General features: G+C 60.5%; 10 protein-coding genes, 1 tRNA gene and 5 pseudogenes. 8 read left to right on the top strand and 8 right to left on the bottom strand.

What is annotated here, in order from left to right; all coding sequences use genetic code 11:
* Positions 1–384 precede the first annotated feature (384 nt).
* The 3 genes from M2437_RS14820 (at position 385) to M2437_RS14810 (ending at position 4,445) form a co-directional block, all read left to right on the top strand.
* The gene (locus tag M2437_RS14820; RefSeq protein WP_253387882.1) at positions 385–2,031 is read left to right on the top strand and encodes a glucan biosynthesis protein G; all 1,647 of its coding nucleotides are present in this window, start codon (positions 385–387) and stop codon (positions 2,029–2,031) included.
* A gap of 51 nt (positions 2,032–2,082) precedes the next feature.
* Positions 2,083–4,245 carry a glucans biosynthesis glucosyltransferase MdoH gene (gene mdoH / locus M2437_RS14815; protein WP_253387881.1) on the top strand — a complete coding sequence of 721 codons (2,163 nt, stop codon included), beginning with the start codon at positions 2,083–2,085 and terminating at the stop codon, positions 4,243–4,245.
* Positions 4,246–4,355: 110 nt separating this feature from the next.
* Positions 4,356–4,445 (top strand) — tRNA-Ser (locus M2437_RS14810).
* A gap of 161 nt (positions 4,446–4,606) precedes the next feature.
* Here the strand turns inward: M2437_RS14810 and M2437_RS14805 are convergent.
* A pseudogene (locus M2437_RS14805) lies at positions 4,607–4,762 on the bottom strand (IS630 family transposase); the annotation flags it as partial.
* Between the two features lie 45 nt (positions 4,763–4,807).
* Here M2437_RS14805 and M2437_RS14800 point away from each other — a divergent pair.
* Positions 4,808–5,833: an IS110 family RNA-guided transposase gene (locus M2437_RS14800; protein ID WP_253387880.1), complete on the top strand. Its 1,026-nt coding sequence runs from the start codon at positions 4,808–4,810 to the stop codon at positions 5,831–5,833.
* 252 nt (positions 5,834–6,085) lie between these two features.
* Here the strand turns inward: M2437_RS14800 and M2437_RS14795 are convergent.
* Positions 6,086–6,276: pseudogene (locus M2437_RS14795) on the bottom strand (IS630 family transposase); the annotation flags it as partial.
* Positions 6,277–6,354: 78 nt separating this feature from the next.
* On the opposite strand from M2437_RS14795, the gene M2437_RS14790 reads away from it, so the two are divergent.
* Positions 6,355–6,498, top strand: coding sequence for a hypothetical protein (locus tag M2437_RS14790; protein WP_253387879.1), 144 nt, complete (start codon positions 6,355–6,357; stop codon positions 6,496–6,498).
* Positions 6,477–6,665 (top strand): annotated as a pseudogene (locus M2437_RS14785) (integrase core domain-containing protein); the annotation flags it as partial. The gene M2437_RS14790 and the pseudogene M2437_RS14785, both read left to right, overlap by 22 nt.
* A gap of 41 nt (positions 6,666–6,706) precedes the next feature.
* Here the strand turns inward: M2437_RS14785 and M2437_RS14780 are convergent.
* On the bottom strand, positions 6,707–7,048 hold the full coding sequence (locus M2437_RS14780) for a hypothetical protein (protein ID WP_253387878.1): 342 nt from the start codon (positions 7,046–7,048) through the stop codon (positions 6,707–6,709).
* Between the two features lie 254 nt (positions 7,049–7,302).
* Between M2437_RS14780 and M2437_RS14775 the strand changes: the two genes are divergently transcribed.
* Positions 7,303–8,069 (top strand): IS5 family transposase gene (locus tag M2437_RS14775; RefSeq protein WP_153876776.1). Its coding sequence is split into 2 segments (ribosomal slippage): positions 7,303–7,618 and positions 7,618–8,069, totalling 768 coding nucleotides; the frame shifts between segments, so codons are not numbered across the junction.
* Here the strand turns inward: M2437_RS14775 and M2437_RS14770 are convergent.
* From M2437_RS14770 to M2437_RS14755, 4 genes and pseudogenes are all read right to left on the bottom strand, one after another.
* Complete coding sequence (locus M2437_RS14770; RefSeq protein ID WP_253387877.1) at positions 8,062–8,367, bottom strand: hypothetical protein; 306 nt, start codon at positions 8,365–8,367, stop codon at positions 8,062–8,064. The genes M2437_RS14775 and M2437_RS14770 overlap by 8 nt on opposite strands.
* A gap of 127 nt (positions 8,368–8,494) precedes the next feature.
* A pseudogene (locus tag M2437_RS14765) lies at positions 8,495–9,466 on the bottom strand (IS481 family transposase).
* Complete coding sequence (locus M2437_RS14760) at positions 9,436–9,657, bottom strand: hypothetical protein (RefSeq protein ID WP_253387876.1); 222 nt, start codon at positions 9,655–9,657, stop codon at positions 9,436–9,438. Before M2437_RS14760 ends, M2437_RS14765 begins: the two are co-directional and overlap by 31 nt.
* A gap of 49 nt (positions 9,658–9,706) precedes the next feature.
* Positions 9,707–10,890, bottom strand: a protein-coding gene (locus M2437_RS14755) for an IS3-like element ISMex5 family transposase (protein ID WP_209688052.1) whose coding sequence is annotated in 2 segments (ribosomal slippage) — positions 9,707–10,626 and positions 10,626–10,890 — 1,185 coding nt in all. Because the reading frame shifts where the segments join, the coding sequence is not laid out codon by codon here.
* A gap of 123 nt (positions 10,891–11,013) precedes the next feature.
* Here M2437_RS14755 and M2437_RS14750 point away from each other — a divergent pair.
* Positions 11,014–11,189 (top strand): annotated as a pseudogene (locus M2437_RS14750) (IS630 family transposase); the annotation flags it as partial.
* Positions 11,190–11,430: 241 nt separating this feature from the next.
* On the opposite strand, the gene M2437_RS14745 reads toward M2437_RS14750, so the two are convergent.
* Positions 11,431–15,039 carry a rhamnosyltransferase WsaF family glycosyltransferase gene (locus tag M2437_RS14745; protein WP_499006846.1) on the bottom strand — a complete coding sequence of 1,203 codons (3,609 nt, stop codon included), beginning with the start codon at positions 15,037–15,039 and terminating at the stop codon, positions 11,431–11,433.
* Positions 15,040–15,053: the final 14 nt, after the last annotated feature.

The following is a 15,053-nucleotide window of genomic DNA, read 5'->3' as shown; positions in this document are numbered from 1 at the left end:
GGAGGCTCGCGGGACGCGAGACGGCGGGCGCCGCTGATGCGGCGTGCGAGATCGCAAGCCTCTTACGCCGGCCGGCCCCGGAAGGTCCACGGGCCTTCGTCGAGTCCGGGCTCGGTGCCGTCTTCTCCGCGGCGCATCGCCCGGAAACGGAAATGGCGGCAGACGTGCAGCGAAGACTCGGGCAAAGCCGGCAACCTTAACGCCCGGTTCAGGCGTTGAGATCCTATCTGCGACCGTTCTTCACCCCGAGAACGCTCTGAGACGAACAGTGCCTCACTGAACGCCCGGTCTGCGATCGTCTCCCCTCCGGGCCCGACGGCGCAGCGGGCGTTTCGTGGAAGACGCGATGACTTTGAGACGATGACCGTGAGAGCCGACGAGGGAATGACGCATCCGACCGACCTTTCGACCCGCGATGCGGGTCCGGCGCCGATCGACCGCCGCCGGCTCCTCAGCGGGGTCGCGGCCGGCGCCGCCCTGGCCCTGCTGCCCGGCCGGGTGGAGGCGCAGGCCGCGCCGCCGGCCCTGCCCGCGGCGGGCTCGCCCTTCTCGGATGCCACCGTGCCCGACCTCGCCCGGGCGCTCGGCAACCGGCCCTTCGTGGCCCAGACCGCGAACGACGTCCCCGACGCGCTCAAGAACCTGCCGCGGGAAGCCTACGAGGCGATCCGCATCCGGCCCGAGGCGCTGATCTGGGGCGGCGAGCCGCACGGTTTCGCGGTCGAGCCGCTGCCGCGCGGCTTCTACTTCACTGACCGGGTCGCCCTGTTCCTCGTCGAGGACGGCGTGGTCCGCCCCGTCGTCTACGACCGCACGCATTACGACGCGGGCACGGAGGCGGGTGCGGCGGCCCTGCCGGAATCCGGGCGCGAACCGGGCTTTTCCGGCCTGCGCATCCGCGCGCGCTTCGGCGAGCGGCACCAGGATTTCGCGGTGTTCCAGGGCGCCTGCTTCTACCGGCTGGTAGGGCAGGGCCAGGAATTCGGCGTCGATGGCCGCGCGCTGATGCTGCGCCCGGCTGACCCGCGCGGCGAAGAATTCCCCCGCTGGCGCGCCCTGTTCGTGGAGCGCCCGAAGACGCCCGACGGCCCGCTGGTGATCCACGCCCTGCTCGATTCCGATTCGCTCGCCGCCGCCCTGCGCCTGGAACTGCGCCCCGGCGAGACCTCGACCGCGGCGATCACCGCCACTCTGGTCACCCGCAAGGCCGTCGATCACCTTGGGCTCAGCGGCATGCAGGCACCGTTCCTGTTCGGTCCGCACGACCGGCGCGGCGCGGACGATGCCCGGGCCGCGGTCTATGCCGCGGGCGGCCTGCAGATCCGCAACGGCGGCGGGGAGGCGATCTGGCGCCCGGTGCGCAACCCGGAGACGCTCCAGATCTCGGGCTTCCTCGACAACCGCCCGCAGGGCTTCGGCCTGACGCAACGGGACCGTTCGTTCACGACCTTCGAGGATGACGGCCGCCACTGGGAGCGCTGCCCCTCGCTCTGGGTCGAGCCGGGCGAGGCCACCGGCGCCGCCGAGGCAGGCGCCGAGGGCCTGTGGGGGGAGGGCGCCGTGACGCTCCTCGAAATCCCGAGCGATTCGGAAGTCAACGAGAACGTCATCGCCTATTGGCGGCCGAAGGCGGCCCTGCCCGCGGGCCAGGAGGTCCGCATCGCCTACCGGCAGAACTGGGGCCGCGAGCCAGCCTCGGCATCAGCGCAGGGCAGCCCGCTCGCGCGGGTCACGAGCACCCGCAGCGGCCGCGGCACCGCCAATCCCCGGCGCCTGTTCCTCGTCGACTTTACCGGCGACGGGCTGTTCACCGCCGAGGGCGCCCTCGTGCCCGTCGAGACGGTGCTGATCGCCGGCCCCGGCCGGATCGTCGAGGGTGCGACCCGCTGGATCGCCCATCCGGAGACCCGCACCGTCCGCGTCGCCTTCGAGCTCGATCCGGGCAGCGAGCGGGCCTGCGAGTTGCGCCTTGCCCTCAAGACGGAAGGGCGACAGATCACGGAAACGTGGCTGTACCGCTGGACGCCGTAATCCCTTGCGGGCGCCTTGGCAGCCCGTTGCCGACCCCTAGCCGGAGCGACGATGCCCGACACCGCCGATAGCGCCTCGACCGTGATGGACCGCCCCGTGGCGCACCAGGCCGAGGCGCGGACCGAGCCGGCCTCCATGCCGCCGCGCGCACCCCTGGCGATGCCGGTGCAGGATCTGCGCACCCGGCCCGCGACGCGCCGCGACGGCGGCGGCGGGCCGCTGGCGGCACGCCTGTTCGTGTTCGGCGGGGCTGCGGCCCTCACCGCCTACGGCGCGTGGCAGATGTACGAGGTGATCTCGGTCTCCGGCGGCGCGACCTGGCTTCAGTACGTGCTGCTGGTGCTGTTCGTCCTGAACTTCTCGTGGATCGCGCTGGCCTTCACCGGCGCGCTCCTCGGCTTCGCGACGCTGCTGCTGCGGGACAAGGCGGCGCCGCGTCCGGCGAGCCTTTCCACCCGCACCGCCATCGTCATGCCGGTCTACAACGAGGGCAGCGCCCGGGTCTTCGCCGGGCTCCAGGCGATGCACGAGGAGGTCGAGGCCACCGGCCTCGGACGCCATTTCGACTGGTTCGTGCTCTCCGATTCGACCCAAGCCGACGCCTGGGTCGCCGAGGAGCGCGCGCTCCTCGATCTGCGCGCGGAACTCGGCCCCGAGGCCCGGCTCTACTACCGCCACCGGCAGAAGAACCATCACCGCAAGGCCGGCAATATCGGCGACTTCGTCACCGGCTGGGGTGCCGCCTACGACCACATGCTGGTGCTCGACGCCGACAGCCTGCTCACCGGCGACTGCATCGTGCGGCTCGCCGCCGCGATGGAGGCCGACCCTCAGGCCGGCATCATCCAGAGCCTGCCGCTCATCATCAACCGCAACACCCTGTTCGCCCGGCTCCAGCAATTCGCCGCGCGCATCTACGGCCCCGTCATCGCCACCGGCCTCTCGGTCTGGTCGGGCCGCGACGGCAATTACTGGGGCCACAACGCGATCATCCGGATGCAGGCCTTCGCCGAGGCCGCCGGCCTGCCGGACCTGAAGGGCCGCCCGCCCTTCGGCGGCCACATCCTCAGCCACGATTTCGTCGAGGCGGCGCTGATCCGCCGCGCCGGCTGGGGCGTCACCATGCTGCCGCGGCTGGAGGGCTCCTACGAGGAGAGCCCGCCTTCGCTGATCGATCTCTCCGTGCGCGACCGGCGCTGGGCGCAGGGCAACCTCCAGCATGCCCGCGTCATCGGTGCGGCGGGCCTTGCGCCGGCCTCGCGCCAGCATTTCGCCACGGGCATCGCCGGCTACGTCGCCTCGCCGCTCTGGCTCGCCCAGCTCGTGATCGGCATCATCATCGTGCTGCAGACCGCCTGGGTCCGCCCGGAATACTTCTCCGCCGAATTCGGCCTCTATCCGGTCTGGCCGCGCTTCGACCCGGTGCGCGCGCTTCAGCTCTTCGCCCTAACCATGGGCATCCTGCTCGCCCCGAAGTTTCTGGGACTGATCCTGGCGCTTCTGGACGGCGAGACCCGGCAGGCCAGCGGCGGCGCGGGACGGCTGACCCTGTCCTTCCTGATCGAGATCCTGCTCTCGGCGCTGATCGCGCCGATCGCGATGCTGGTCCAGTCGGGCTCGGTGTTCCAGATCCTGGCCGGGCGCGACACCGGCTGGAACCCGCAGCGCCGCGACGACGGCTCGATCCCCCTCTCGGACATCGTGCGCCGCCACCGCTGGCACACCGGCCTCGGCCTCGTCACCGGCGTCGCGGCCTTTGCCATCGCCACCTCCCTGTTCCTGTGGATGTCACCGACGATCCTCGGCCTCGTGCTGGCGATCCCGCTCTCCTGGGCGAGCGGACAACTGGCGCTCGGGCTCGCGCTGAAGCACCGCGGCCTGCTGGTGACGCCGGAGGAGCAGGTCCAGCCGTCCATCGCCCGCCGCGCCGGTGAACTCGCCCGCCGCAACGAGGCCCGCGGCTTCGACGACACCGACGCGCTCGCCGCGCTCCACGCCGACCCGACCCTCGCCCGCGCCCACGCAATGATGCTGCCCGAAGGCACGCCCCGACCGCGCGGGACCATCGACGCCGACCACACGCTCGCCCGCGCCAAGATCGTGGAGGCCGAAACCCTGGCCGAGGCGCAGGCCTGGCTCACCCCGAAGGAGCGCTTCGCCCTCCTCCACGACCGCGCCCTCCTCGACCAGCTCACCCGCCTGCGGCCAGCCTGAGTCCGGTCACCGCCCCGATCCCGCGCATCGCACATTGACGCTGATCCCCAGGGGGCCATAGACAAGCCTGTGACGCCACGGCGCGCTTGGATCGCGCGCCTACGCGACGGGGAAGGGTGGCCGAGTGGTTTAAGGCAGCGGTCTTGAAAACCGCCGTGGGGGCAACTCCACCGTGGGTTCGAATCCCACCCCTTCCGCCAAACATTTTTGCAAGCATCTGTGATAGCTGATTTTTTGTGAGAGCCCGATTTTATACCCTCAGATCACCCCACATTCTTGAACTACCTGCTCTGGTCTCCATTGCACCCCCTCGGACGGCTGCCCCACTGCTAGCCTCAGAGCCGTAGGTGTAAACCCACTTCAGCACGGGGATCAGGGTGTCGGTGACGTAGGCCCGGAAGCGCTTGCCGTTGGTGGCTCCGTCGAAAAGGGCGGTGGCCATCAGGCCGTTGGCGCGCAGGCCGGCCGTGACGGTGATGGTTTTCCAATGATGGGGTGGGCGCCCCCGATGGCATCGACGTGCCAGGATGGTGGTGTTGAGAACCACCGGAGGGAGGTGTCCGTGACCGGGGTGAACACTATTGGTGTGGATCTGGCCAAGAACGTCTTTCAGGCACACGGCGCCGATGCCACTGGAGCCGTCCTGTTCCGCAGGAAGCTGCGGCGCGATCAGGTGCTCGCCTTCTTCGCCGCCCAGCCCGCTTGCCTTGTCGCCATGGAGGCCCGTCCCGGCGCGCATCACTGGGGCCGGGAAATCGGCAAACCTGGCCACACAGTGAAGCTGATCGCGCCGGCCTACGTAAAGCCTTTCGTCAAACGGCAGAGGAACGATGCGACCGACGCCGAGGCGATCTGCGAGGCCGCACAGCGCCCGACCATGCGCTTCGTGGCCGTGAAGAGCGAGGCCAAGCAGGCGTCCGCGATGATCTTCCAGACCCGCGACGTGCTGGTCGGCCAGCGCACCCAGCTCATCAACGCGATCCGTGGCTATCTGGCTGAGTACGGTCAGATCGCGCCGAAAGGACCCTTCCATGTCGAGCGACTGATTGCACTGATCGAGGATCCCGTCTCGGACATCCCACGAGTCGCTCGCTCTTGTCTGATCGTGCCTGTTGGTGCGCTCCGCCACCTGCAGGAGCAGACCGCAGCCCTCGATACCGAGATCGCCGCGCGTGCAAAGGCCGACGAGACGGCTCGACGGCTGATGAGCGTGCCCGGCATCGGCCCGCTGATTGCCACTGCCATCGAGGCGTTGGCGCCGCCAACCGAGACCTTCCGCTCAGATCGCGACTTCGCTGCCTGGGTTGGGCTAACACCCGTCCAGCGCTCGACCGGTGGTAAGGAACGCCTCGGCCGTACCTCGCGCATGGGCGAGCGGACGCTGCGGCGCCTTCTCATCATCGCCGCCAGCGCGGTGGTGCGCTGGGCCAAACGCAAGGGCGTGCCGGCGGACAAATGGCTTGGCCGGATGCTCGCACGCAAGCCGCCGATGCTGGTCATCGTAGCGGTCGCCAACAGAAATGCGCGCATCGCGTGGGCCCTTCTGACGAAGGGTGGGATCTACCGAGCTCCGGCCGTCACAGCGTAGGCGGGGGCGGGCGCGAGGATGTCGGAGCGCGTGAGGAGATCGACGGACAGGTATGGCGCAACGCCGGTGAGGTGGGGCCGGGAAAACCAGCCTTGCGGGGAGCGCTTCGAGCGCGTTCCAGTGATGTGGTCCTGCCCCTCGCACTCCCATACGGGCCCGCGGCACGTGACCCGCCGCATCAGAAGCCGGACACATGGCAGCACCCGATCACGCGCCGCACCCATCCGGAGATTCTGCTTGCACCCGAAGGGGCGTCCACACATGCCCGTGCGAAACTGTGACCCGGCAGCGCTCGCCAAGCGGCGCATCATGTTGGTGGTGGTCGCCGTCTCGTCGACGAAGACGAGCCTGTTAAGGCCGAGTTCGTCCTGGGCCTCGAACCAGTCCTCGCGCTCGGCCCTCACATCCGGCCGCTGCTGCTCGGCGGCGTGGAGCGTGTTTTTTGTGCGTGACGTTGACCTGACCGGCTGGCTTTGGACCGGGCTGATTTAGAGGATCAGCCAGGACTGAAGGAGTCGGACATGCGGCGAGGTCAGAAGACGAGCGCGAACCAGGTGGTGCTCAAGCTGCGCCAGATCAAGGTGCAGACAGCCCAGGGCAAGAGTTTGGCGCTGGCGTGCAAGAAGGCGGAGATCTCCGCGCAGAGTTACGTGACGAGTGCCTGAGGCAGGAGATCTTATACTTGCTGAAGGAGGCGCAAATCGTGATCGGGCTGTGGCAGAACACCTACAACCGCGTCCGGCCGCATTCGTCGCTGGGCTATCGGCCGCCCACGCCTGTCAGCTTCCCCGATCTGGCCTTCCGGCTACCTATGGCTGCTGCCTTGCGGTAGCCTTTCACTCGGCTCGGTCCAAAATACCGCTCAGGTCAGAGTTACTCTCCAGCAATCTCTGTTTCACACTCATTTTTTTTCAAAGCCCTTAACTCATCATTCAAAACAGCATTTGCGGCTTCGAGTTGCGCTAAACGCTCTCTCGCGAAGTTTAGTTCTATTTGGAGGTTTTCGCTGTGTTGGCGGTAAGCATCATTTTCGATAGACTTCTGCCTTGCGTCAGCGAGAGCACGCATATCCTCGGTTGCCTCTACGCGCTTAGACGTTGAGGCATGGCCCAACTTCGTGACGTTATCACAGCCAACAACATCAGAAATAAAAGCTGGAGCAATGGCGGATGTCTCTTCGCATTTCTGAAATATTGCTACGTAATCGTTCCACAAGTCGCCCTTCCTATGAGCTGTAAAGCTCTCTACCAAGGTGCAATCTAAGCCGCTGCGGACTGACCAGTTCGCCAGTGCCCGACCTGCATCGGGATAAAACCGCCAACAATCCACGGGGTATTGATGAAAAACTCCATTAGAAGGAGCGTTGATATATATATAGCCGCGGGGCTTCGTGATACGTATTAGGGTCTGTCGTCGCCTGAACGTCTTGGGGGTGTGAGCGTTTTCCGTCCTCTGGATGGAGCGGGCTGATGCTGAACGACGCGCAGTGGGCGGCTCTAGAGCCGCTGGTGCATGCCTGCCGGCCGAAGGCGAAGACCCCGCCGCAGGACCTGCAACGCACGCTCTCGGCCATCCTGTGGCGGCACCAGAACGGGGCCAAGTGGCGCGCCATTCCAGACGAGTTCGGGCCGTGGTGGCGGGCGGCGCAGATCTTCATCCGCTGGGCGCGCGCCGGGGTGTGGGAGCGCCTGCTCGCCCTGGTGCAGGAGCGCGGCGTGCAACTCGGCATGGTGTTCCTCGACGGCACCAACATGCGGGCGCACCAGAAGGCGGCAGGTGCGGCCAAAAGGGGGGATCTGCGACCGAGCGAGACGGTCGTGAAGCGCTTGGCCGGTCTCGTGGCGGGTATGGCACCAAGGCTTGCGTGATCGCCGACGGCGCGGGCCGCGCCGTCGCCTTCCGCCTCGCGCCGGGACAGGCGCACGAACTGCCCCACGCCGTGCCGTTGCTCGACCAGTTGCCTGGCGTGCCGCTGTGGGTCGTGGCCGACCGCGGCTACTCCAGTCACGGCTTCCGTCAGCACATCCGCGACGTGGGCGCCAAGCCGGCCGTCCCCACCAAGCGCAACGAAGCACCCACCCGCTGCCCGGACTGGATCTACACCAACCGCAACCGCGTCGAGCGCCTCTGGGCGCGCCTGAAGGAATGGCGGGCGGTGGCCACCCGCTACGAGAAGACCGCCGCCAGCTTCACAGGCGTCCTCTGCCTCGCCGCAGCCTGCGATTGGATCAAGTGACAACAAGCCCTAGCTCTAGAAATGTAAGCCAGAAAAATTGATCATGCTCAAATTGCGAACTTGAGACCACCAAATCCGCAAAACCTGTTCTCAGAGGCAGGGGTTGAGTTGGATCTATAACGAAATCAACACCATTCCCATGCTCAACATCAATACCGATATACGCACTTGATTGGTTCGCACAGCTCCTTAGCGAACCATTGATATCCATGCTACCTATTTCTACGATAGTCTGATTCTCTGCGATTTGGTATGTTTCTATGAATAGTTTTCCGATTTCGAAGGCGGTATCATGCATGATGGTCGTGCTCCCGAGCGTAGGGCTTCAATCGCTGAATGTGAGATATTGCTTCATAGGCTCGATCCTCATCCTCCGTCTATCCTCTGCTCATCGCTCGCTGCGGCTAGATGTTTGGTCCCGGAATTTAGTGGCGCGGATCATGGATGAACCTGGACGGATCGTCTGTCCAGGCTTTGCAGATCGCCTCGTAGGGCGTGAAGCCGCGTAGGGTCTTCAAGCGGCGGGCGAAGTTGTAGGCTGCGACGAAGTCGGCGCGGTGTTGCCGGAGCTGGTCGTGATTGTCGTAGTGGAAGCGCTTGACGGTTGCGTCCTTGATCGTCCGGTTCATTTGCTCGACCTGACCGTTCGTCCAAGGGTGACGCGGCTTGGTGAGGCGATGCTCGATGTCGAGGTCGGCGCAGGCGCCCTCGAAGGAGTGGCACCGAAAGAGAACCTTATCGGCGCGCATCTGCTTGATCTCGGCCGGCGTCCTAGTCTCGCCGGAGGGATCGGTGAAGTGCGTGCCGTTATCGGTCAGCACGGTGTGGATCTTGTAGGGAACAGCGGCAGCAAGGGCCCGGAGGAAGTCGCCGGCAACACGGCGGGCTGCCTTCTCGTGCAGTTCAACGAAGGCGAACTTCGTCGTGCGATTGATGGCTACGAGGAGGTAGAGCTTTCCTTCTTCGGTTCGCACCTCGGCGATATCGATGTGGAAGTAGCCGATTGGGTAACGCTTGAACTTCGAGCGACTGGGTTTGTCACCCTCGACATCGGGCAGGCGCGAGATGCCGTGACGCTGAAGGCACCGGTGCAGCGATGATCGCGTCAGATGTGGGATCGTCGCTTGGAGCGCCTAGAGACAGTCGTCGAGCGGCAGGAGCGTGTGGCGCCGGAAGGCGACGATGGCCGCCTCATCCTCTACGGAAAACACCGTGGAGTGCGGCTCGGTCAGCCCGGTCTTACGATCGGCTGTCGAGGTCCGCTTCTTCCACTTGGCGACCGTCTTGGGATTGATCCCGTAGCGCTTGGCCAGCGCCCTCAGGCTCTCTTAACTATGCTGTATCGCTCGACGGACCGCCGCAGTCGTCATGGCGCTTGCGTGGTGAACCTGGCCCATAGCGCTTCCTTCCAATCCCGTGAGAAGTCTGCACCATCAAAGCCTGGGATCAAACATCTAGCATCCGTTTCCGCACCTTCGGCCGCGTCGATGCCCTTCACACGAGCGAGCGTCAGGAGGTCGGTAAGATCCTTCCCGCCATCAAAGACGGCTGCCGCGCTGTCGTTGGTGATCTCGACGATAGTGCGCATGGTCACGCCTTCCGCTGATCGGCCCCCACGCGGTGGTCCAAGTTCTAAGTTAGTGCAGGGTCGGCCTTTGCTCCACGGGTCGCTTGGCCGGCGGAGCCGACCGAGTGAGCGCAGCCGGCCAAGCGGTGAAGGCCGGCACGAACACCTCCGGGGCCGGTGGTCGGTAGCCGAGCGAGGCGTGCGGGCGCACGCTGTTGTAGTGTAGACGCCAACTCTCGATCACGATCTGCGCCTCCTTGAGCGTGTAGAAGATCTCACCGTTCAAAAGCTCGTCCCGTAGTCGTGCGTTGAAGCTCTCGACGTAACCGTTCTCCCATGGCGAGCCGGGTGCGATGTAGGCTGTTCTGGCGCCGACACCGGTGATCCAGGCCTGCACGGACTTGGCGATGAACTCCGGACCGTTGTCCGAGCGGATATGGCTGGGCACGCCGCGCAGGATGAACAGGTCGGACAGCACGTCGATCACGTCCGCCGCCTTCAGCTTGCGTGCGACGCGGATCGCCAGGCACTCCCGCGTGAACTCATCGACCACGTTCAGCATCCGGAACTTGCGGCCCTCGTGCGTGCGGGCTTCGACAAAGTCGTAGGACCAGACGTGATCGCGACGCTCCGCCCGCAATCGCAGGCAGGAACCATCCCCGTCCCAGATGCGGCCGCGCTTGGGCTGCCGAGACGGGACCTTCAGCCCCTCGCGCCGCCAGATCCGTTCGACCCGCTTGTCGTTGACGAACCAGCCCGCCGCCTTCAGCAATGCACCGATCTTCCGGTAGCCGTAGCGCCCGTACTGGCGAGCCAGTTCCACGAGGTCGGCTGTCAGCGCGGCCTCATCCTCTCTTCCCCGCGGCACCTTGCGCTGCGTCGAGCGATGCTGCCCGAGCGCCCGACAGGCGCGGCGCTCGGAGACGTCTAGGACGTTCATGACATGCGCGATGCAGGCGCGTCGGCGCGCGGGGCTGGTCAGTTTCCCCGAGCGGCCTCCTGCAGGATCAGCTTGTCGAGGGTGAGATCCGCAATCGCCTTGCGCAGCCGCTGGTTCTCAACCTCCAGGTCCTTCATCCGTCGAACCTGATCGCTCTTCAGGCCGCCGTACTCCTTGCGCCAGCGGTAGTAGGTCACTTCCGTCACGCCGATGGCCCGGATCGCCTCCGCCACGCTCTGGCCCTGCGAGACCAGAACATCCACCTGCCGCAGCTTGGCGACCACGTCTTCCGGCTTGTGCCGCTTCGTTCCCATCTGTCCGTCCTCATCTGGCTCAAAAGCCATACCTCAGGGCGGACCACTTCAGTGGGGGCGGATCAGTGGCTCCTCAGCCTGTGGCGACAGCATCCTGACTATGCCCCAGCGAAACGCTGAGAGCACGAGCCCTCCACATCATCAATCGAGGAGGCCTTCGCCAAGCTCAAGGCGCTGCTGCGAAAAGCGGTGGAACGCACCTCGAGTGATTGTGGTCGGCCACTGATGATCTCATCGACACCATCACGCCAAACGATCGCGCCGACTTCTTCGCCGCCGCAGGATACGATCCAGGCTAACCTGGAAACGTTCTGGCTTTTAACACACTGACCCCGCACCGGGCAGCAATTTGACCACAGGACGAGGCTCATGAAACAGCTAAGATAATACGCTCGCGACGATCGACAGACAGGGGTGAAGGCATCGGCGTCGTCCTTCACCCCCTCAACACTTCAACTTCAGAAACGTCGCAATTCGCTTAGGCGCCGCTCTAAAGAGTGACCGAGCGCTGATTTCCAACCAAAAGGAAATCTAGCTTAATTAGCTCGCAGAAGGCCAATAAGGAGGCTTTACCTGATTATAGCCAAACTGCCTACCCTGTACCGTAGCGCGGTTGAACAGCAATCTTTTCTGCAATAATTGGCTTCCGATGGCATTTTTCAGTGCGAAAGCACGATCTCGTTCGTCGAGATCGGAAATAGCAGCATCTGCATTTTCATGAAGCTGTAAACCAAAGTGCTCCGCCCAAAAACGACCTTCTGTGGCCGACACAGAATACTGCTGACGCAGGTCAAAAGCATGAGAATGATAAACAATAGCATCATTAACGTAAGCTTTTTGATAACCGAGTCGTAGAGCTTCTTCTGCCCAGATCTGATCCTCACCCCAATCTACTTCCGGATACGGAAGAACATTCCAGACAGACCTGCTCATCGCAGAATTATTATCAGAGTAGAACCGCATTAGCATACCCCAGTCCCGACTTCCAGGATACATAAAGCTGGGCAAGCCCACTTGGTGGTCGATCACATTGGGAAGTAAAGATAATAGATCGAACATTTGATCAATATCTCTATGTATGAATTGATCGTGATTTGGGTAAGCCTCATGTCGGCCAATAACACCGGCAACTCGCGGCCCATAACCGAAACCTCCAATGAGGTTTGAGAGCCAATAATTATCTTTCGGCAATGCGTCCTGCGTTATGTAAGCAACATATTGGCTATCAGACAACTCAAATCCGAGGTTACGTGTCTTTCCATGCTGAAATTGCGACTGATCAATCGACTCATATCTGATTTTGCTCGAGGCAAACTTTCGGGCTAAATCAATCGTCCCATCCACAGAACCGCTGTCGACAATTAATATTTCATACTCAAAGTCACAAATCTGAGATGAAAGCACACTTAGGACATTCTTGAATTCAGGCCCCGCATTGAATGTTGGGATAAATACTGTCGCAGTCCTATTTGTTGATTTCATGGGTTTAGTAATTGCGGCCGGCACTAAGGATCTATAACCCTTCTCATCCAATCTTTCTTTTAGTGCTGCCTCAAGTGAGCGCGCACTTCTTTCCCAGGACGTCTTTTTGGTGAAATCCAATCCAGCCTGCCGTTGTTCCAATCTCAGCGTCGAACTCGAAGATAGGGTACGAACAGCGTCAGCAATACTATACGGTGCCGGAAGTGCAAAATAAACCTCTCCGTTCTTAAAAATCGCACGTGTACTCTCTGTATCAACTTCGACAACTGGAAGTCCACAAGCCATCATTTCGAGCGGTATCAGCGAATAATTGGTCGACGAAAAAACAACTCCAATATCACACGACCTATAAATCTCACTTAGTTTATCCGGAGACAGAATCCCATGCTGAGTGTAGGGGAACGAGTAATTTATTCCGATATCTTCTTCTCCAAACAGATCTACATGCAATTTAAATCCTTGCTTGTGCAATAGTTCAAATGCAGCAAACCCGAGCGTAACAGCCCGCCTAGGCGTATACTGGCGGGAATAAAAGGCGATTCGAACAGTTCCGGAAAGCTCCTGTTTAAAAACACCCGGAAAATAAACTTCATGGTCGGCACACAATTCCCAACCACGAGCCCATGCCCCACGAGCCTGCATAAGGCTTAGAAGCCAGTTCCCAGCACATAGCTTAGAAAATCCAAATTTATATGTCATCTCGGCAAGCAGATACAGCTCACCTACGGGATGAAACATCGGTTCAAAATCTTGAACGAGATAAAATCGTTCTTTTACATTCGTTACCTGTGCCGCAGGAAACGCAGTCCAACAGTCAGTCGCAATCAATACATCTGCCGAAATTTGCCTAATATCGTCAGGAAGGAACCGAACGCGAACCCGATCACTGATGGGACGATACCAGCTCTGTATCCGACGTTTTGTTTCCGCCTGATCTGCAAGATGGGCAGCATTTTGAAACCAAATTGTTTGGTTATGACCAAAAAGTTCCAGAAATTCTACCATCCGAAAAATTGTCATATGCCCGCCAGCTCCCGCTTGAGAGAACGCTGGAAGAATCCAATGAATATCGAGCTGCTCCGGATTAAAAGTGCAATTTATTGGCTTGATGGCTGCGGGGGGATTTTGCGCAATCTTAGGCGTATCACGCGGCCAAAGAGAGCTGTTCTTCTCCGCGCTATTTTCACGGACAGGCAATCCTTCTATAGGCGCTAGTCTTTTTCTAGTCTGAGTTATGTAGTTTCTAACGTCAAAGCCAGCTCCTCGGGTGACTAGCGTCAAAATTCGTTCGAGAGCATGTGCGAAAGTTAGATCTACTTGGCCCGACTCTTCCTCAAACCGGTCAATATCACGAGGGTTTTCCAATATACCTGATATCGCTTTGGTGCGATACCAAGCCATGGATCCAGCCGGATAATCAGGCTGGACCGTCGGACCGTTTCCACAATTGACGGATTCGAGGAAATCTTTAATGCGACTTATATTGTTTTCAACATCGACAAACTCTTTAATTCTATAAAAATTACGAGGATACAGGCATCCGAGGGTGTTGTTTTGCTCAAAACACGAAATCACATTGTCTACGAGTTGAGGTGAACCGAGAATCTGATCGTACAGGTATCTACGCCACTCATCTCCCCAGCATACATGAGTACTTCTCTTAGTATGAAGGTGCAAAACGATATCATATTTTTCCCATATATCTCGGGATCCAATCAGAAACGGAGCAATATCTCGCCCGCGATTGGGCACGACACGAACATGCAGATCGTATCCTTCTTTGAAATTAGCTAGACAGTTCTGAATAAAATCCTTATCAGCTTGTTTTGTGACAGTTATGACTACCGCCGAACCGATCGGCAGGTTGTTAAATCCAGGAATCAATTCTGCTATCAGCTCTGGATAGAAACAATGCACGTGCACGCACAGACTCAGATTATGGGCACGCTGCTTGATTGATACTTGACCTTCTTTGATATCCAATAATATGGACTCTGCATTGCAGAGTCTGGCAAGCTGTAATTTTTCAAAATTAGCATGTTCGTTAATGATGTTTTGGCTTGTTTTGCCCGCCTTTTTTAGTTCTTTGCGAACGTAAAAAGTGTCGAAATTGGGTGATGGATCCCTACTTTCGTACTGTCCAAATTCGATATAGTGTAAAAACGGGTCCATCCCATCTTGAGCTACATCTAAGTTATGCGACAGATAGAATTCTTTGTCAAAATAGCGTGAGAAATTATCAGCAGCGCCTGGGAAAGTGTCAGAAACATCAAGATCGCGCCGCCAATTGTAATTCCCATATGTTGCGAGACAATGTTCAGCGGGAGTTTTGCCGGACTCCATTGCCTCTGGGTGTGCAGCGCAGTATGACTGAACATCGAATTTATCGCTTGGTCTTCTCATTTCCTTCCCACCGTGCTTTAGATAGTGCACAAGCGGGTTTACGCTGTTGCTTGCTACATCTTTGTACGACTTAACATAGTAGGATGTGTTAAAATACTGCGAAGGATTGAAGCCCATTTTCCAGCCAATATCACAGAAATGCTTAGCGGCATTTCTGTACCTTTTTACACCATACGTAATTCTATAATATTCGGCGTCGAACAATATCGAGTTGCTCACAATATAGACGTTTCTTTTGTTAGTTTTTTTTGTCGAGAACAGCATTGGCATCCTACCTT

Origin of the sequence: Methylorubrum pseudosasae (assembly GCF_029504475.1) — a bacterium.
GTDB lineage: Bacteria > Pseudomonadota > Alphaproteobacteria > Rhizobiales > Beijerinckiaceae > Methylobacterium > Methylobacterium extorquens.
This window is presented reverse-complemented; position numbering and strand designations above follow the sequence as displayed.

Coding starts and splice junctions, on each gene's coding strand:
- mdoH (WP_253387881.1), top strand. CDS start 2,083: ATGCCCGACACCGCCGATAGCGCCTCGACCGTGATGGACCGCCCCGTG.
- M2437_RS14760 (WP_253387876.1), bottom strand. CDS start 9,657: ATGCGCACTATCGTCGAGATCACCAACGACAGCGCGGCAGCCGTCTTT.
- M2437_RS14820 (WP_253387882.1), top strand. CDS start 385: ATGACGCATCCGACCGACCTTTCGACCCGCGATGCGGGTCCGGCGCCG.
- M2437_RS14790 (WP_253387879.1), top strand. CDS start 6,355: ATGCGGCGAGGTCAGAAGACGAGCGCGAACCAGGTGGTGCTCAAGCTG.
- M2437_RS14745 (WP_499006846.1), bottom strand. CDS start 15,039: ATGCTGTTCTCGACAAAAAAAACTAACAAAAGAAACGTCTATATTGTG.
- M2437_RS14770 (WP_253387877.1), bottom strand. CDS start 8,367: ATGCATGATACCGCCTTCGAAATCGGAAAACTATTCATAGAAACATAC.